Source organism: Aliivibrio sp. 1S128, from assembly GCF_001691065.1.
Lineage (GTDB): Bacteria > Pseudomonadota > Gammaproteobacteria > Enterobacterales > Vibrionaceae > Aliivibrio.
The window spans coordinates 248,493-265,674 of sequence record NZ_MAJV01000058.1 but is presented as its reverse complement, the minus strand read 5'-3'; the positions used below and the strand labels follow the sequence as shown (position 1 = coordinate 265,674).

The 17,182-nt window shown below is 38.4% G+C and carries 13 protein-coding genes and 1 riboswitch; of the genes, 5 read left to right on the top strand and 8 right to left on the bottom strand.

The features are described from left to right. Positions 1–11 precede the first annotated feature (11 nt). Entirely contained in the window at positions 12–1,697 is a 1,686-nt protein-coding gene (locus A6E03_RS08970; RefSeq protein ID WP_065600666.1) for a mechanosensitive ion channel family protein, read from the bottom strand. Positions 1,698–2,077: 380 nt separating this feature from the next. After that, entirely contained in the window at positions 2,078–3,460 is a 1,383-nt protein-coding gene (locus A6E03_RS08965; protein WP_065600665.1) for a sodium:alanine symporter family protein, read from the bottom strand. A 98-nt stretch (positions 3,461–3,558) separates the two neighbouring features. Beyond that, positions 3,559–3,664: riboswitch (glycine riboswitch) on the bottom strand. Between the two features lie 525 nt (positions 3,665–4,189). Here A6E03_RS08965 and A6E03_RS08960 point away from each other — a divergent pair. Then, positions 4,190–4,936, top strand: coding sequence for a hypothetical protein (locus A6E03_RS08960; protein ID WP_065591275.1), 747 nt, complete (start codon positions 4,190–4,192; stop codon positions 4,934–4,936). A 143-nt stretch (positions 4,937–5,079) separates the two neighbouring features. Next, a complete protein-coding gene (locus A6E03_RS08955; protein WP_065600664.1) occupies positions 5,080–6,549 on the top strand; it encodes an MATE family efflux transporter in 1,470 nt (489 codons plus the stop codon). A gap of 78 nt (positions 6,550–6,627) precedes the next feature. Here A6E03_RS08955 and A6E03_RS08950 read toward each other — a convergent pair whose 3' ends face one another. Then, positions 6,628–9,288: an ExeM/NucH family extracellular endonuclease gene (locus tag A6E03_RS08950; protein ID WP_065600663.1), complete on the bottom strand. Its 2,661-nt coding sequence runs from the start codon at positions 9,286–9,288 to the stop codon at positions 6,628–6,630. 350 nt (positions 9,289–9,638) lie between these two features. On the opposite strand from A6E03_RS08950, the gene A6E03_RS08945 reads away from it, so the two are divergent. Continuing rightward, complete coding sequence (locus A6E03_RS08945; protein ID WP_065591272.1) at positions 9,639–10,493, top strand: DNA ligase; 855 nt, start codon at positions 9,639–9,641, stop codon at positions 10,491–10,493. Positions 10,494–10,557: 64 nt separating this feature from the next. Here the strand turns inward: A6E03_RS08945 and A6E03_RS08940 are convergent, their stop codons facing one another. From A6E03_RS08940 to fucP, 5 genes are all read right to left on the bottom strand, one after another. Next, entirely contained in the window at positions 10,558–11,559 is a 1,002-nt protein-coding gene (locus tag A6E03_RS08940; protein ID WP_065600662.1) for a substrate-binding domain-containing protein, read from the bottom strand. A 100-nt stretch (positions 11,560–11,659) separates the two neighbouring features. Further along, positions 11,660–12,580: a ribokinase gene (gene rbsK, locus A6E03_RS08935; RefSeq protein ID WP_065600661.1), complete on the bottom strand. Its 921-nt coding sequence runs from the start codon at positions 12,578–12,580 to the stop codon at positions 11,660–11,662. A 120-nt stretch (positions 12,581–12,700) separates the two neighbouring features. Further along, positions 12,701–13,120 carry a D-ribose pyranase gene (rbsD, locus tag A6E03_RS08930; protein WP_065591269.1) on the bottom strand — a complete coding sequence of 140 codons (420 nt, stop codon included), beginning with the start codon at positions 13,118–13,120 and terminating at the stop codon, positions 12,701–12,703. A 227-nt stretch (positions 13,121–13,347) separates the two neighbouring features. Continuing rightward, entirely contained in the window at positions 13,348–14,364 is a 1,017-nt protein-coding gene (locus A6E03_RS08925; protein ID WP_065600660.1) for an aldose 1-epimerase family protein, read from the bottom strand. 54 nt (positions 14,365–14,418) lie between these two features. Then, entirely contained in the window at positions 14,419–15,744 is a 1,326-nt protein-coding gene (gene fucP, locus A6E03_RS08920; protein ID WP_065591267.1) for an L-fucose:H+ symporter permease, read from the bottom strand. A gap of 510 nt (positions 15,745–16,254) precedes the next feature. Here fucP and nadS point away from each other — a divergent pair. Then, a complete protein-coding gene (gene nadS, locus A6E03_RS08915) occupies positions 16,255–16,542 on the top strand; it encodes a NadS family protein (RefSeq protein WP_065600659.1) in 288 nt (95 codons plus the stop codon). Next, entirely contained in the window at positions 16,542–17,174 is a 633-nt protein-coding gene (catB, locus tag A6E03_RS08910; RefSeq protein WP_065591265.1) for a type B chloramphenicol O-acetyltransferase, read from the top strand. The genes nadS and catB overlap by 1 nt, the downstream gene beginning before the upstream one ends. Positions 17,175–17,182 lie beyond the last annotated feature (8 nt).

Genomic DNA, 17,182 nt, shown 5'->3' with positions numbered 1-17,182 from the left:
ACTTGATGGGGTTAATTGTCTTTATTGCGGACAGATTCAATCACGTTACCAATCTTCTCGGTTATTGGGTTTGGCTTCTTTGGTTTTTTGTCTTTTTTAGCAAAATGAACATGCACATCTTGTTGTGCAAAAGGAATTGAGATCCCTTCTTTATCAAAACGCAATTTTACTTCACGAGTCACATCCCAATAGACATCCCAATAATCATCGGTTTTAACCCAAGGACGAACGATGAAATCAACAGAAGAAGCACCTAAAACGTGAACACGAATGTTGGGTTCTGGTTTTTTTAATGCAGCAGGGTGAGCATCAACAATCTCCGCGAGGATCTTTTCTGCTTTTTCAATGCTGTCTTCGTACCCAATGCCAAATACCATGTCTACGCGACGTAATCGTTCATGAGTTACGTTCTTTATCACATCTCCCCAAATCTTACTATTAGGTAAAATGATGATTTGGTTATCAAAGGTTTTGATCGTGGTATTTACCAAGCTCATTGAGCTTACCTTGCCAGTTACGCCGCCAGCCTCAACCAGATCACCAACATCAAATGGACGGTAGATAAGCAACATCATGCCTGATGCAAAGTTGGATAGGGTATCTTGTAATGCGAAACCAATAATAATACCGGCAACACCAAAGCCGGTTAGAACTGGTGCGAGATCTAAACCCACTTTGGAGAAGGCGATTAAAATACCAATGAAGTAAATAAGTTTACTCGACATAGAGACAAAGAAGTCCTGCATCAATTTACTCATTCGTAAGTGAGGCTGTACCACCGCTTTTAATACGACTTTACGAGTTAATTTTGCCAGTAATCGTGTTGCAAATAGGATTAAGAAGAAAACAAAGAACTTAAGGAGTTGGTCTGGTGCGTGTTTAAGTAACCAGTTACTGCCAGATGAAATCCAATTACTTAAAATGGCAGCAATAACGGGGAAATTGAGAATATCTTCGGTTAAGTTACCGGTAGTGGTAAATAATTGACGTTTATAATTTGTGGTGTTGATATTTAATTGATCAGCAATTGCAATTAATTTGCCTAAACCGTAAGTGGAATTTGTGACTTTACGTTCAAAAAAGAGGTGCTCTAAGGTTAATGATGATTTTTCTGAATCGGAAGAGCGTTGAAGCTGATTTGAAAGTAACTGCTCTCGGCTAGTATCAAAGCTTAATGAGGCTGAAAGGAATTTAATTTTTTGATCAATGAATAGCTTAAACGCAATAAGTTTAGAGTCTGTAGGTTGACCTAATTTAGCCAACCATTGGTAGTTTTCTAATTGGTCATTAAGTGAAAGGTAGTAGTAATCTCTAGATTCTTTGAGTGTATTTTGCAGTGCAAGTTTATTTTCAATATCGGCTTTATCTAATTGTTCTTGTTTATTTTTAATGTCTTTATCTAAATATGCCATAGATCGTTCAGCATAAGTGACTTGCCCCTCAACTTCTTTGATTAAAAGAGGGGTAGTGGTTTCATCATGGCGTTTAATTAAATCAGAAAGCACTGCTCTAAGTTGATTGTTTTTATCGACTTGTTGAACTCGAATAACTGCAAGATCGCTCCCTGAGAATGAAGACGCTTCTTTTTTTAATCGCGCGACTTCATTATTAATTTTATTTAAGTCAGCCAGATCTTGAGCTTCATTAGCAAAAGTGAAGGGACTAAATATAAGAAGGAACCAAATAAAATTACGCATAGAGCCTCGATTGCATTGATATAAATTAGCGAATAACTAACTTATTGTAGTGAAATATAAGGAAAAGTGGCAGGAGAACTTTTTAAGGGGGTGTCACAAAAATGAAAAAGCAGCCATTAAGACTGCTTTTATCGTATTGTATTGTACTTTTATTTAAGATTTTTATATTCAATGATTAAGGCTTTAAAAAAAGAAAAGAAAAACCCAAGTATCATGACTAATAGTACTGAGCCGAGTATCAGAGTTAATATGTCCATATATCACCTCGTAAAATAGTACTAGTGAGTATATCAAATTATTAACATCTTGTTGGTCCGCTCGGTTAAATAAATGTTTCAAAATGTCTCTATCGTTTATTATAGAGACATTTTTAATGATCGTTACATTTGATTTAAAGCGACCTTTTCTTCTTTACTATCTTGTTTATTAAAGAAAAGATGAGTTTCTTCAATAATAATGTGACGCAATGCGATTAAACCAATTAAGTTTGGAATTGCCATTAATCCATTAACAATATCAGCAATTACCCAAATGGTATCCAAGTGCATATAAGCGCCCGATGCCACTAAAGCAATAAAGATGATTTTGTATGGCAGCACGCCTTTAGTACCAAATAGATAGGTTACACAACGTTCACCATAATAGTTCCAGCCTAAAATGGTAGTGAAAGCAAAAAACATCAAACCAATAGAAACTAAATAAGGGCCAAATTGGTCAGAGCCTAAACCAATAGCAAACGCTTGGGTTGTCATTAACGCACCTGCGGCATCACCTTGCCAAACTCCGGTAACCACTAAGGTTAAACCTGTCATAGTACAGATAATCACGGTATCAAAAAACGTACCAGTCATAGAGACTAAGCCTTGTTTTACACAAGAATCCGTTTTTGCGGCTGCGGCTGCGATAGGAGCACTACCAAGACCTGATTCATTTGAGAACACACCACGTGCAACACCAGATTGAATGGCTAACATGATAGATGCACCAACAAAACCACCCGTTGCTGCGCTTCCTGTAAAGGCTGACGTAATAACCAATTGAATCGCTGCTGGTAATGCTTCTGCTTGCATGATGAGGACCGTTAGACAAGAAACCACATAGACTACGGCCATGGTTGGTACGACTTTTTCAGCGACTTTAGCAATGGATTTAATACCACCTAAAGTAACAATAGCAACTAAAACAGTAAGGACCCCACCGGTTAGCCAAGCAGGCGCATTCATTGTTAAATGAGCGGAGTCAACGATTGCATTGATTTGTGGAAAAGTACCGATACCAAAACAGGCAACGCCTAACGCGAATAATGCAAATAGCTTAGCTAACCATTTATTACCCATGCCATATTCAATGTAATACATTGGGCCACCAATCATTTGGCCTTTGCTGTCTGTTTTTCTGAATTTTACGGCTAATAAGCATTCTGCGTATTTTGTTGCCATGCCAAAGACAGCAGCAAGCCACATCCAAAATAGTGCACCAGGGCCCCCCATTTTAATGGCGGTTGCGACACCAACAATATTACCCGTACCAATAGTGGCTGATAGGGCAGTACATAGTGCGGCAAAGCTAGAAACATCGCCTTTACCTGTACTTTGGTTTTCTTCTTTTGAGAAGACCATTTTAAGCGCAGTTGGTAGGTGACGTAATTGAAAAATACGAAGTCGGAACGTAAAGTAGATACCTGTACCCACTAATAAGATCAAAAGAGGCGGTCCCCAGATGAAGTTATCGACAGTAACAAGCGTGTTGTGAAAGGTGTTCATAGTTTCCCCTTAATAATACATATAGTAAGGAGAAGAGAGAGTGGTGTACCAAGACTACAAAAAATAGGCAATAGTATAGAGCCGAGATTAATCGGATCACTTTCTCCTCTGTCCTTTTGCCTGAGAGTTTCACCTTTATCATTTTTCAGATAAGGGCTTGCTCCTTCGGCGGCCGATTTAACGGCTCTCTCCAGAGATTCCTCCAACTACAGTCCTCACCAGAAATATCTGGCGCCTGAAAGATTTACTTCTTCGGCGGGCGTAACCAATTTCTGGTTATTGCCTCTCTCCTGCAGTCTTCATCGGATCAACAAATTGTAAGCTACGTAGTAGCCAAGTCAGGTATGTTAGACAAGTCACATTTTTTTGTCATGCATTTTCTTTACAAATTAGATATAAATTGACCGAAATCGTTTTCCTTGTTCAAAATTACAACGATAACTCAAGTATTTAGATGCTTAAAGTATGCTAAAATAAAGAAAAAGTGAGGTGTACTATGTTACGAATTGCTGTGATAATTTTATTGTTGGCTATTTCCGCATTACTATTTAAATACAGATCAAACGAAAAAGTTCAAAAATCGGTGATTTATACTTCTGTAGCGGGTGTAGTTATTTATGTGGCTTATGTCATGATTTCAGAATTGATCCGATAAATTGTCTTATAATTAACAAATGTGTAGAGAACAAATCTATACTATTCACTATCTATAATGTTTGGGGTTAACGCGTGAGTGTAGAAAATCAGACCAGAACGACTGACGAACATGATGAAGATGTCATCATCATTGAAGAAAAATCAAAATCGAGTCACTGGGTTGCCGGAGTCACACTAATTATTGGTGTTATTGCGGGGGGACTAATAGGTACGAGTGTCTCAGATAATAAATGGTCTGATACTTATGCTCAGTTAGAAGCTAAAACGAAGCAATACCAAACAGAATTAAAGCAAGCCAATGTAAAAAGTACTGAAGTTGATGAATTGGTTGAGCAAGAAAAACAACAAGCACTTGAAGAACAAAAGAAAACGCTTGATGAAGAAAAAGCACAAGCAATTGTGACAGAATCAAAAAAACACGCATCGATGAAAAAAGAAGTCGGTTCATTACAATCGAAAAATGCGTCATTAGATATGCAAGTTGAAGAACAAAATAAACAAATTGATAAATTGACCAACCAAGTTGATTTACAGATCACGATGCTTTCTCGTGCTAAACAGTTATTTCAGCGTCAGCTTCAATTAAAAGAAGAAGCGAGTGATTTAGAAGTTAAAATCGAAGTGACTAAATCAAATGAAAAGAAATTAGCGAAAGAATGTGCCGTTTATCTTGAAGGCAAAAGCTGGGACGTGAAATCTGATGTTTGTAAGCGTCAAGAAGAAGCGAAAAAAGTTATCGCTAAATATAATGATGAGCTGCAACTTTTAATGATGGACATTAAAGAAATCGACAACATTAGCGATGATCTAGGTATGTAAGTCGGTTTATCTTAAAGAAAAGCTACAGAATATTGTGGCTTTTTTTATACCTTGAATTTGAGGTGATAATAATTGTCATTATCTTTTTTAGGGAATGTTTAGAACAATGGCACGGTATAGTTTGATATTGAAGGAGAACATGAATGAGTAGTCAAACGGCTAAGTTTGTCCAAGGTTCGACAATGCGTCACATTTTAGTGATGTCAGGAACGGCTTCAATCGGATTAATGGCATTGTTTGTGGTTGATCTTCTAGACATGTTTTTTATTAGCTTATTAGGGCAGGTTGAATTGGCTGCCGCGATTGGCTTTGCCGGAACCATTATTTTCTTTTCAACGTCCGTTTCTATCGGTTCTTCGATTGCGATGGGGGCTTTAGTATCAAAAGCTCTAGGTGCAAAAGAAAACGAGAAAGCGAAACAACTGGCCTCAAGTACGCTTGTTATTGCCTTTATCGTAAATAGTATTATTACGATCGCGATGTTTTGTTTTATCCCTGAGTTATTATCAATGATTGGGGCTAAAGGGGTTGTAGCTGAACGAGCACAAGCTTATCTGTCCATTTTATTACCAAGTACACCTTTGATTGCAATTGCAATGGCTGCTGGTGCGGGTTTAAGAGCGGTGGGCGACGCGAAACGTTCAATGTTAGCAACGTTATATGGTGGCATTGTTAATGCGATTTTAGATCCTATTTTTATCTTTGGATTTAACATGAACGTTGAAGGGGCTGCGATTGCCTCTGTGATCTCAAGAGCAACGGTATTGGCCTTTTCACTTTATCCATTGATTGTGACTCATAAACTGATTTCTCTGCCTAAGTGGGCAGATATTAAGCATCATTCTCCTGCTATTTTTACTATTGCTATTCCCGCTATTGTTACCAATACAGCGACGCCTATTGGTAATGCAATTGTTACATCAACCCTCGCTCCATTTGGTGAGGATTTTGTAGCTGGTTTTGCTGTGATTGGACGTTTAATTCCGGTTACTTTTGCGGTGATCTTTGCTATGTCTGGGGCTGTTGGGCCTATTATTGGGCAAAATTACGGTGCCAAGCGAATTGATCGAGTAAAAGAGACATTGAGGAATTCGTTATTTTTCTCTTCTATTTATTGTGTTGTGGTGTCTTTGATTTTATATGTGATCCAAGACCAAATCATAAGTGCTTTTAATTTGGTTGGTGATGCGGCATTAATAATGGGCACGTTCTGTACTGTCGTTGCAATCACGTTTATTTTTAATGGTGCGATGTTTGTGGCTAACACGTCATTTAATAACCTGGGTAAACCTTTGTATTCCACAGCCCTTAATTTGAGCAAAGCGACCATCGGTACGTTGCCATTTGTGTATTTTGGTGCTCAATGGTTTGGTGGGTTAGGGGTATTGTATGGCCAGGCTTTGGGTAATGTCATTTTTGGTATTATCAGTATCATTGCGTTGAGAACACACGTTATTTATATGGTGAAAGAGCAATGTCAAAAAGTATGCACAGAGGATACTTTGGCTGATATTAGCGTAACCATGACCCCATTTTGTAATAATGATGCGGTGATAATGCAAAGCGGTATTGAGAATGAGAAAAAGTTAGAAAGCCCGTCTCTTTCTGGTTAAATGCATAAAGAAATGGTGGAACTGTATTCTTAGGATTTAAGATACAGAGCCACCATTTTTTGGTTTTCTTATTGGGTATTAGCTTTTTTTAGCCGTTCTTCTACGTAAGAAACCAAAACCGAATAGAGAAACTAAAGCGAATAAATTGAATGAAGCTGCTTTTTTATATTCAAGTGAAATCACGATAGGATCATGATCGGATGCAGAATACATGTCGTTGTATTTTACCATGTCACCCGTGTATTTAGAGCTGTATTCAAATAAGTTACTTTCTGCGGCATTGATGTGCCAATCTTCAATTTCAGTGACTCGATCAGCCAGTGATTCATTGGCTAATGCGTGATCAAGATTACCCAGTTCACCTGAGTAGGTATAAGAGAAGGTATCTGTGCCATGTAGATGTGTGTTTAAATTTATATAGCCATAGCCTTGAGTAATTTGGCTGCCAGTTTCTTCATAAGGAAGTGGATTGCCTTCTTTATCAGTACCTAGCGTTGTATAAGCTGCGGTGAAAATATCACGGTCGTATTTTTCTTTGCTGTAGTCAGTTAGTGTTAGTAGGGGATCTTCCATTCCATAGGCATTCATGTCACCTAAGATTAGAATATCGCCTTTAACCGTTTCTAGATCATCACCGAGAGCTTTAGCTGCTGATACTCTAAAGCGGTTACAGTTGCCTTGTAGATCGGCTGGATCACTGTCTTCTTCAAAGTTTTGCCATTGCTCAATACACTCAGAGCCTTTTGATTTTAAGTGATTAACCACCACGGTTAATGGCTCTTTGGCTTCTTTAACCATAAATTCTTGAACTAGACTGTGACGTTGATATTTGTTATACGCTGGGTTGAATTCAATGGTGCCATTATTATCACGAGTGACGGTATTTTCAGCCACGTGTTGTTCTGGTGTTTTGATAACACGCGCTTTGCCTTTGAGTTTCACTTCACTTGGGCGGTACAGTAGGGCAACCATGATGGCATCTGAACCTAAATATTCACCTTGGTATTTGTCTTTTTTTTTAATCTCTACGTATTTGTAGTGATCGTCTTCATCTTCAAATTTAGAATTTAAAGCCGTTGTTAAATCACTAATGGCGCTGTTTTCACCAAAGCCATTATTTTCAACTTCCATTAAACCAATAATATCGGCATCAATAGCAACGAGTGCAGATAGGATTTTTGCTTGTTGAATAGCAAAGTCATCGGCATTTTCAGCACCGCGATTTTGCCCCGTTGGATTAGCATCACCGCCAGTAGCGACGGATGTAAAGTAGTTTAATACGTTAAAACTTGTGATGGTTAAATCGTCATCATCAATGCTTGGCTCGTCTGTTCGTTCTACGTTGAATAGTGTGTCACCATTCGCGTTAAACGCCTTAGTAATGATGTTTTCTTGCGTGATTGTATTGGTTGCTACTAAACGGTATTGACCGTAAGAATAAGCGATAACACCTTCTAGACCTTCAATACGAGCACCTAAACGTAGGTAGGAATCAGCACTGCCATCTTGATCTGCATCGTTTGCAAAATCAGGGAAGTAAGGAACTTTTCCGTTAGCGGCTTTGTTGTCTGATTCAATCGTAATTTGGCGTTTTGCATTATCTTCAGCTAAGGCTATTGCTTCTGGACTTTCTGCTGCAAACAGCTGAGTTGGTTTAAATAGAGGGTCACCATGAGAAAGCACCATGTTGTTGCGCTTACTGCCATAATCAAAGCTAAAATTTCGTGTGATACGTAGATCAGAATGAGAGGTTAATTTAACTTGCATGCCTTCGTGACGCTCTAATGCATCAGCCAGTGTTTCACCGTTATTAATGATTAATTCATTTACCTGTGCAGGGGATTCAGTCCTTTGAACTAGATAGTTATTAGTATCAGGCTTTAATTGTGTTTGGCTGTAGTACTCTTGAACTTTGGCTTTTACACACACAATTGCACCGGGTTGGATCTCTTGAGATGGCGCACTGCCAGTACTTACAAAAATACCTTCAGAGCTATTTGAATCATGATCATCATTTAAGCCTTGTAGGTAAAAGCCTTTTAGTAAGCTTTCGCCACGAGCTGTGACAATGCCTTGCACAAAATAATCATCATCAGAAATGAAGCCACTCGTGATTAGAGGTGATTTATCACCGGTGCCTTGAATTTGGTTAATTTCGGTAAAGGTTGGGGTATTACCTGAATCGGTTTCACAAGCAAACGGTGGTGGTGGCGTTACACCTTCTTGGTATAAGCCTAAACCATCAATATTGTCTTTTGGCTTTTCAAGCCACATGTTGGCATCAAATGTTGTACTTGGCGTTTGAATTGCACGTACAAAACTTTTGTCTTTGCCCCAGTCAACGTCACCATCAATACCAATTCGGTCATGCTCTGCACTGTCTTTAAATAGCATGTATGTTTCATCGCCATTATGGTTGACGATGCTTTCAATACGGTCGGTTACGGCTTTAATTTCATCAGAAGCACGGCTATTTGAAATAACATAAACACTTTTCGCGTTTAGTGTTATTGCGGATAGGTCGAGATCGTTCTTCCATTCATCCAATCCGTTGTATTTAGATTTAAGGACATAACCAGAAAGAGATACGGGGTTATCACCTGTGTTACTGATTTCTAATGATTTATTGTAGCTAGCGCCTTCAACATATTGAGAAATAATAATTTCTGCATAAGCATTGCCAGAGAGCGCTAAGCCAATGGCCATAGCAAGGGAGGTTTTTAACTGAGTTGTTTTCATTTCACTGCTTTCCATAGTCGTTGTTATATGAATTAAAGGTATATTTATAAAAACTATCGATTAAAGCTCTCACATTGATATGTCATATTCATTACTTTTACATTAGGAGTGAGATCTAAATTGGATTGAAGAGGTGTAAATTTGGCAGGGGTCAATTAAATAACAAGATCAGTAATAGTGGATATTTACACAGGTTTCTCTGGTATAAGACAAAACTGAGAGTTATTAATATTGACACTTACATTGATTGTGGATATGGATCGAAACTGTATGACATTATAATAAAAAGAACTAATGAAACTCCGGTTGACGTGTAATTATAAAAAATATCTATTTATAGGCGTATTTTAATGAAAAAAAGCACTCTTTCTGTTTTAGTTTCAATAGGGTTTATGGCAACTCCTGCATATTCACATGATGAGCCAAATACGGCCTCTATCGCGGTATCGCTTGCTGGAACCTATAAAGAAGGCGTGGATATTGATGCGTATTGGGCAAGTGAGAAACTTGATGGGATCAGAGCGTATTGGACTGGGTCCGAATTGCTTACTCGAAAAGGACATACGATTGTCGCCCCGGATTGGTTTATTGAACCTTTGCCTGAATACCCGATAGATGGTGAACTTTGGGCTGGAAGAGGGGGATTTCAACAGGTCGCAAGGACAGTACTGGATAGCCAACCCGATGATGAGCAATGGGCTAAGATTCGTTTTATGATGTTTGATTTACCGCAGTCGGCAGGTATGTTTCCTAAGCGTTATTACGAACTAGAAACGCTTGTTAATAAATTAGACCATCCTCATTTGAAACTAGTTGAACATTATCCGATAAGCACAGAAGAGGCACTCTTGAGAGCGTTAGAAGATATCTCTAGCCAGAATGGAGAAGGGGTAATGCTAAGAAAATTGGCTGAAGTGTACCGCCCTGGACGCAGTGATGATCTGATTAAAGTAAAAAAGCATCAAGATGATGAAGCGGTTATTGTGGGTTATACCGACGGGAAAGGAAAATTTAGAGGGATGGTTGGTGCCTTGATATTGCGTATGCCGAATGGGCAAGAATTTAAAATTGGTAGTGGATTAAGCCTTGCTGTGAGAGAAGATCCACCGGCGTTAGGGGCTCAAGTGACCTATCGTTATAACGGATTCACTGATAGTGGAATTCCTAGGTTCGCTCGATACATCGCAGTACGAGAAGGGTATTAATAGAGCACCTCGGGGGAAAGGGTGCTCTATTTTTACGGTAGGTATAATGTATTTATAAAAGAGCTTATAAAGCTTTAACGCTGTCTCGAACCATTAAGGTTGGTTCTAGTTGAAATACTCGGTTGGTTTCTGATTTTGTTGCAATTTTTTCTAACAGTGAATCAACGGCTTGTTGACCTAAACGATGTTTTGGTTGATGAATAGTGGTCAATGATGGCGTGATGTATTTTGCCATTTTAATGTCATCGTAACCAACAATCGAAATATCATTGGGAACAGAAATTCCTTTCTTACTCGCACAATTGATCACGCCCATTGCCATCATGTCATTTGATACAAACAGAGCGGTAGGTAATTTACCTCTGCCATGCAGTTCATTAAATGCAGTTTCTCCACCTTCACATTCAAAGTCACCAGAGGCGATCCACTGTTTATTAATCTCTAATCCAGACTCTTCCATCGCTTGCACAAAACCACTTAAACGTTGCTGCGCTTGTAGTTTGTTCAGAGGGCCAGTTAAACAACCGATTTCAGTGTGACCTTGTTCAATAAGATGTTTAGTTGCTAAATAACCACCGTGATGAGAGTTGTCTTGAATTTTGTCACTAGGAAAATCAATTAAGCCCCAATCCATAACGACGGTTGGAACTGGTTGGTAACGAGAGAAAAGCTCAAGCACTTGGTCTTCAATCTCGGTACACATAAGTAACAAACCATCAACGCGCTTTTGTAATAGGGTGTCTAAGCTAGAATGAACACGTTGTGCATCGCCTTCGGTATTACACAAAATAAGGTTATAACCCATTTCATAGCAACGACGTTCTACACCATTAACAACCTCCCCAAAAAAGGGGTTGGTAGAGGTAGTAACGAGCATACCAAAGGTTTTCGTGTTATTTACTTTTAAACTGCGCGCCAATGCCGATGGGGTATAGTTGAGTAATTTTACGGCCGCCAACACTCGAACTGAAATATCTTCACTAACAAACCGTGTTTTATTTAATACATGGCTAACTGTTGAGGTGGAAACACCAACGTGTTTAGCGATGTCTTTAATGGTGGCCATATATATCCTTAATGTCTATCAATCCTACGCATTAGCGGTTTATTATGACCAGCTAAATGAATGCTTAGTATAATGAATCGCTTAAGTAATGATATCTATATTATTCTTGTTTAAGTAAAAAAGCATTTACCTCATCAAGAGAAGGAATTGAGGTTTGAGCGCCCATTCGAGTCACTGAAATTGCAGCCGCTGCGTGAGCAAATTTAATCGCATCATCCAATTTACGACCAGATTGAAGACCAGTTAAAAAGGCACCATTAAAGGTATCGCCAGCCCCCGTTGTATCTGTCGCTTGAACTCTAAAACCTTCTACTTGACGACCTTCACCATTTTGGCTAATCCAAACACCTTTACTACCAAGGGTGATCATCACCGTTTCAATGCCTTTTGCATGTAGCGCATTTGCCGCTTGTTGAGCACTCAACGTATCTGTTACTTCAATGCCTGTTAATAGTTCCGCTTCGGTTTCATTAGGAGTGATTACATCCACTAATTTCAATAAATCATCACTTAATTGGTGGGCAGGGGCAGGGTTTAGTACCACTTTAGTCCCAGCCGCTTTTGCAATTTTCGCTGCTTTTTCGATAGTTTCGATCGGTGTTTCAAGCTGCATTAACAAGGTATCAGCCGCTTCAATTAATCCGTGGTGTGGTGCAATGCGATCTGCGGTTAAACGAGCATTTGCTTCAGCAGAAATACAGATGCTGTTTTCACCGGTTGCTGCAACTTGGATCATCGCAATGCCGGTGGGTGTGTTTTCTTCAATCATCACTCCTTCAGTATTAATACCATCGAACTTAAATTCTTCTATCATTTTGTGACCAAAACTGTCGTCACCTACGCTTGCAATGAAAGCGATATCCGCACCTAAACGCGCAGCAGCAACCGCTTGATTTGCGCCTTTACCGCCAGGAATAACAGAATAGCTGTGACCGTGTAACGTTTCGCCTGGACGAGGGAAAGAAGCAACTTGAAGAACGTGGTCTGCGTTTACACTACCTAAAACAACTAATTTATTCATAATATGCCTTTATTTCTTATTATATATATGACGATTATCTGGATTGTAAAGCGGATGAGAAAAAGGGTTCTCTTTTAAATTACGCTTTAAATATGATCTTAAAATGATGAAGTTTACGCGTTAAAAAACAACGCCAGACTGAAAAATCACATTAGCGTAAGGCGTACATTCTCCAGTTCGAACAATCGCTTTACTTTGATGGGTTTTAACTTTGAATGCTTCATGAGAAATATATGAAATAGCAATAGATTTACCACGCAAGGCTTCTTCTTTTTCTATTAATGCTAATAACTCAGAGTGGCATTCTGGGTTGATTGTTTTAAATTCTTCTGCAAGTACGACACCTTCAATTTGCATTTCAGAAAGTGTTGCTTTTACGGTATCAATAAAAGTAGGAATGCCTTGAATTAAAGCGAGGTCGATACGTTTGGATGGAGTAGGGATTGGTAAACCAGCATCACAAATCGTAATTTCGTCTGTATGGCCAAGTGTTGCTATTACATATGACAAATCAGCATTTAAGAGAGTGTTCTTTTTCATAAATATCCTTAGATTAATGAAATGATAACTACTATATGAAGTCTATAGCAGCCATCGAAACGTTTCGATGGGTGTATTTTAGGGTAAAATAAATAGCATTTCATCTAATACTTTTACTAAGTGTGATCAAAACGTAGTTGTTAATTTATATTGATGGCAAGTGTAAAGCGTGTTGGTTCTGCTTACTTTGGAGGTTCGTGAGTAAACCTCCAAATATGAAGATAAACCTATATATACTGCTCACAAATACCGGTACGAACCGTAAAACTACGTTCTTCATTAGGTTTGAGATAAATGAGTGTTTCTTTTTCTTTTGCGGTAAGGAACCCTTCTGGGCGACAAGTCGCGGGTAATGCATAAGCTGCGACTTGCTGGTCTCCGTTATATAAGAGCCATCTTGTGGCACTATTAAACTCTAGAGTACTAAACTCAGTAAGTAGATACTTATCGCCGATGTGCATTTTGAACGACGCATTTTTGATATACTGAGAAATATTATCCATACAATATACAATTTCAGGGTCATACATATTAGGCGTATCAAGCGTATTGATTGGCGCTGATATTTTTAAATTTTCATTATAAGCAGACCATTGCTCTGTCGGGCGGACATGAGCAGGAATACTTTCTCGTAAAGTAATGGCTTCATCTGGTAGGTTTTGCGTCATTACCGCATTATCAAAATACGCGGCATTAATATGACACATATATTGTAAAGGCATATCGACACTAGCAAGGTTTTTTATTCTCATATTAATATCAAACAAACTTGCGTCTTTTTCTAAGCATACAGATGGAATCGCAAGGTAGTGATCACCAAACCCCATCACGTATTCATAAGACCCTTTAATTGTAATTTGTTCCGCCGAAACTTCTAACCAAGCTTGATCCATTGGCGCGCATGGCATTTCACCGTGTAATGTATGGCTATCTTGTGGAGTAGGGCACCCCATGCTGATCATTCCAGCGTGGAATGCAAAGCAACCATAAGTTTCGATAATAGATTTTGCCTGTTTTGGCTCACTAAACATATTTTTCATACAAAGGTCAGTATTTAAAAATTCAGCATACCAGATCATTTGTCCCATGAATGGCAATACGATTAAATGACCCTTCGAATTTTTAATTTCTAACGCTTCAATGCCGGAATTATAACGAAAAGTATTTACTTCAAAATCATCCGATTTAATAACCGTGTTCTTTTCTTTTTTAAATAGGTCTTTAGATAGAGGAATAGTAAACATAATGACTCTCTAAATGAAATAGTCACCCAATGCAGGGTGACTATTAAATAATAATTAAGCGTTAGTTGCTGCGTTGTAAGTAAATGCTTGTTTGTATTTTTTCTCGCTCATGAAGTAGAAGAAGACAACAGAGAAACAAACCGCATTAACAATAAACGATGGTTGCATACCAATTGAATCTGCTAGTAAACCTTGCAGTACAGGGATTGCTGCGCCACCAATGATTGACATTACAACGAAGCCACCAGCGGTTTCTGTGTATCGAGTGTCTACTGATTGTAGCGTTGATGCGAAGATAGTTGCCCAGCAAGGTGCAAATAACGCAGAAGTACCAACTGCAAACCATACAGCACTAAAGTCATGAACAAACGTTACGTAGATTAAACAGGCGAAACCAACAGCAGAGTAACCCATTAATACATTTTCTTGTGAGGTTTTAGTAAATAAGTAGTTGGCAACAAGCTTACCTAGGAAATACATAATGAAGGCATACAATAAGTAGTTAGCGGCATCTCGTTCTACCATATTATGGTCTAATTCAAGGGCTAAACGAATAGTGAATGACCAAACTGCCACTTGCATACCAACATAAGCAAATTGTGTTGCGATACCTTTAAAGAAGCGTTTGTTACCCATAAGGTAAGTCAACGTTTCACCAAATGAAGGTTGTACCGCTTTTTTGTTCATTTCTGATTTGCAGTTAGGGTATTCAGTAATAGCTATAAGTGTCGCCACCGTTGCGATAACGCCTACAAGCCATTTGTATGGTTCTAATGTTTGTTGCAGCACTTGTATTTTGAACGCTTCAAGGTCTGCACCTGTTAGTGTGTTCATCATATGCTCAACGTCTACGCCTTCTTGGAAAATTAGATATTTACCAAGAAGAAGGCCAACAATATAGCCCATAGCATTAATAGTATGAGAAATATTTAGACGTAATGTTGCACGTTCCGGTTCCCCAATCATCGCTGAATAGGTATTACATGATGTTTCTAGAAATGAAAGACCAATCGCAATACAGAAAATAGCGGCTAAGAACATGGTATAAGTGCCTGCCAGAGACGCAGGGAAGAACATTAAGCAACCTAAAATATACAATGCTAAACCAAGCAAAATCGCGTACTTATAAGAAGCTTTTTTTACAACCATAGAGGCAGGAATAGCAACCAAAAAATACGCGCCGTAAAAAGCGGATTGAACTAATGCTGATGCAAAATTAGATAAATCAAAAATAGCTCTAAACTGTGTAATTAATACGTCGTTAAGTGCGGCAGCAGCAGACCAAAGGGCAAAAACGGAAGACAATAATAAAAATTGAAATATAGGAGTTTTGTTTAAGAATCCGTCAGGGTGTTGAATTGTATGGTTTTTAATAAACATAATGTGCCTTCCATTTACGGTATTGGCCAGAAAACTCTGGATAATGGGTTCGGTTATTTAAATAATTTTCGAGGGGTTAACGCCTCGAAAATTATTTATATTTGATTTATTTTATTTTTATACTGCTTCATCGAAACGTTTCGCTGCGATAATAGAACTAATTTTAAAATTGACTAGAGGGAAAGCAACAAGCTGTGAATACGATCAATTCTTTAAGAAAAAAGGTGGAGTAAAAAGAGAATAAGATCACATTTCTATTGGGGTAGTCTAATGGTGTTGTTTTTATAATTAGGGGATTCTGCTGGAAAACTGAGACTAAATTGTTCTATTTTTAATCTCATGTATAGTCATAACTAAAGGGGTACTATTTACCTCATTGAACTATCAAGGAGGATAGAGTTATTAGTCATGCAATCGAGTTTATTGAAACCCCCGTTGTTTGAATCTCAGCGAAAATCACTAATCACGGATGAAGAAATTAGTTTCTATATTGAAAAATGAGGTACAACCATGAGTCGTATTGCAGATGACATCATTAAATCACTAGAGCAAGCGGTTGAAATAAAAAAAGGAAATTTAGAAGGCAACATTACTCGTTATGAAATTGCTGACGTAAAGGCCATCCGAGAACAGTTACATGTAACGCAAAAAGAGTTGGCAATGGCAATGGATGTCAGCGTTGATACAGTGAAAAGTTGGGAGCAAAGAAGGCGTAACCCGACAGGTTTAGCCAGTAAGGTACTTAACTTGTTAAGCAAAGAACCAGAGTTGTATTCTAAATTTAAAGAGAATGCATAGTGAACAATTACTTTGAAAGCCCATTTGTTGGTAAATCATTAAAAGAACAAGTAACTAACCCGAATATTATCGTTGGTGAGCACAGCTACTATTCTGGTTATTATCATAATCACAGCTTTGATGATTGTGCTCGCTATTTACTGCCAGATAGAACAGACATTGATAAGCTTATTATTGGTAGCTATTGTTCCATTGGTTCGGGAGCTGTCTTTATGATGGCAGGAAACCAAGGGCATCAAAATAAGTGGGTGAGTAGCTTTCCTTTTTTCTATCAAGATAATGATAACTTTACTGATGCTAAAGATGGCTTTGAGCGTGCTGGTAATACCGTTATTGGTAATGATGTTTGGATTGGCACAGAAGCAATGATCATGAGTGGTGTCTCTGTGGGTGATGGGGCAATCATTGCAAGTCGTGCTGTAGTTACAAAAGATGTCGCTCCTTACTCTATTGTTGGTTCAAACCCTGCAAAACATATTCGTTATCGTTTTACTGAGAGTGAAATATCACAACTGCTAGAAATGAAGTGGTGGCAGTGGAGCGATGAGCAAATCAAAGGAGCGATGAATTTAATGTGTTCATCAGATATCTCTGGTTTGTACTTATATTGGAAAAACAGTAAAAATTTATAGCGACTAAT

Excerpts from the sequence above, each read along its gene's own strand:
- rbsD (WP_065591269.1), bottom strand. The coding sequence starts at position 13,120 with ATGAAAAAGAACACTCTCTTAAATGCTGATTTGTCATATGTAATAGCA.
- A6E03_RS08965 (WP_065600665.1), bottom strand. The coding sequence starts at position 3,460 with ATGAACACCTTTCACAACACGCTTGTTACTGTCGATAACTTCATCTGG.
- A6E03_RS08945 (WP_065591272.1), top strand. The coding sequence starts at position 9,639 with ATGAAAAAAAGCACTCTTTCTGTTTTAGTTTCAATAGGGTTTATGGCA.
- A6E03_RS08950 (WP_065600663.1), bottom strand. The coding sequence starts at position 9,288 with ATGAAAACAACTCAGTTAAAAACCTCCCTTGCTATGGCCATTGGCTTA.
- rbsK (WP_065600661.1), bottom strand. The coding sequence starts at position 12,580 with ATGAATAAATTAGTTGTTTTAGGTAGTGTAAACGCAGACCACGTTCTT.
- A6E03_RS08970 (WP_065600666.1), bottom strand. The coding sequence starts at position 1,697 with ATGCGTAATTTTATTTGGTTCCTTCTTATATTTAGTCCCTTCACTTTT.
- fucP (WP_065591267.1), bottom strand. The coding sequence starts at position 15,744 with ATGTTTATTAAAAACCATACAATTCAACACCCTGACGGATTCTTAAAC.
- nadS (WP_065600659.1), top strand. The coding sequence starts at position 16,255 with ATGAGTCGTATTGCAGATGACATCATTAAATCACTAGAGCAAGCGGTT.
- A6E03_RS08940 (WP_065600662.1), bottom strand. The coding sequence starts at position 11,559 with ATGGCCACCATTAAAGACATCGCTAAACACGTTGGTGTTTCCACCTCA.
- A6E03_RS08925 (WP_065600660.1), bottom strand. The coding sequence starts at position 14,364 with ATGTTTACTATTCCTCTATCTAAAGACCTATTTAAAAAAGAAAAGAAC.
- A6E03_RS08955 (WP_065600664.1), top strand. The coding sequence starts at position 5,080 with ATGAGTAGTCAAACGGCTAAGTTTGTCCAAGGTTCGACAATGCGTCAC.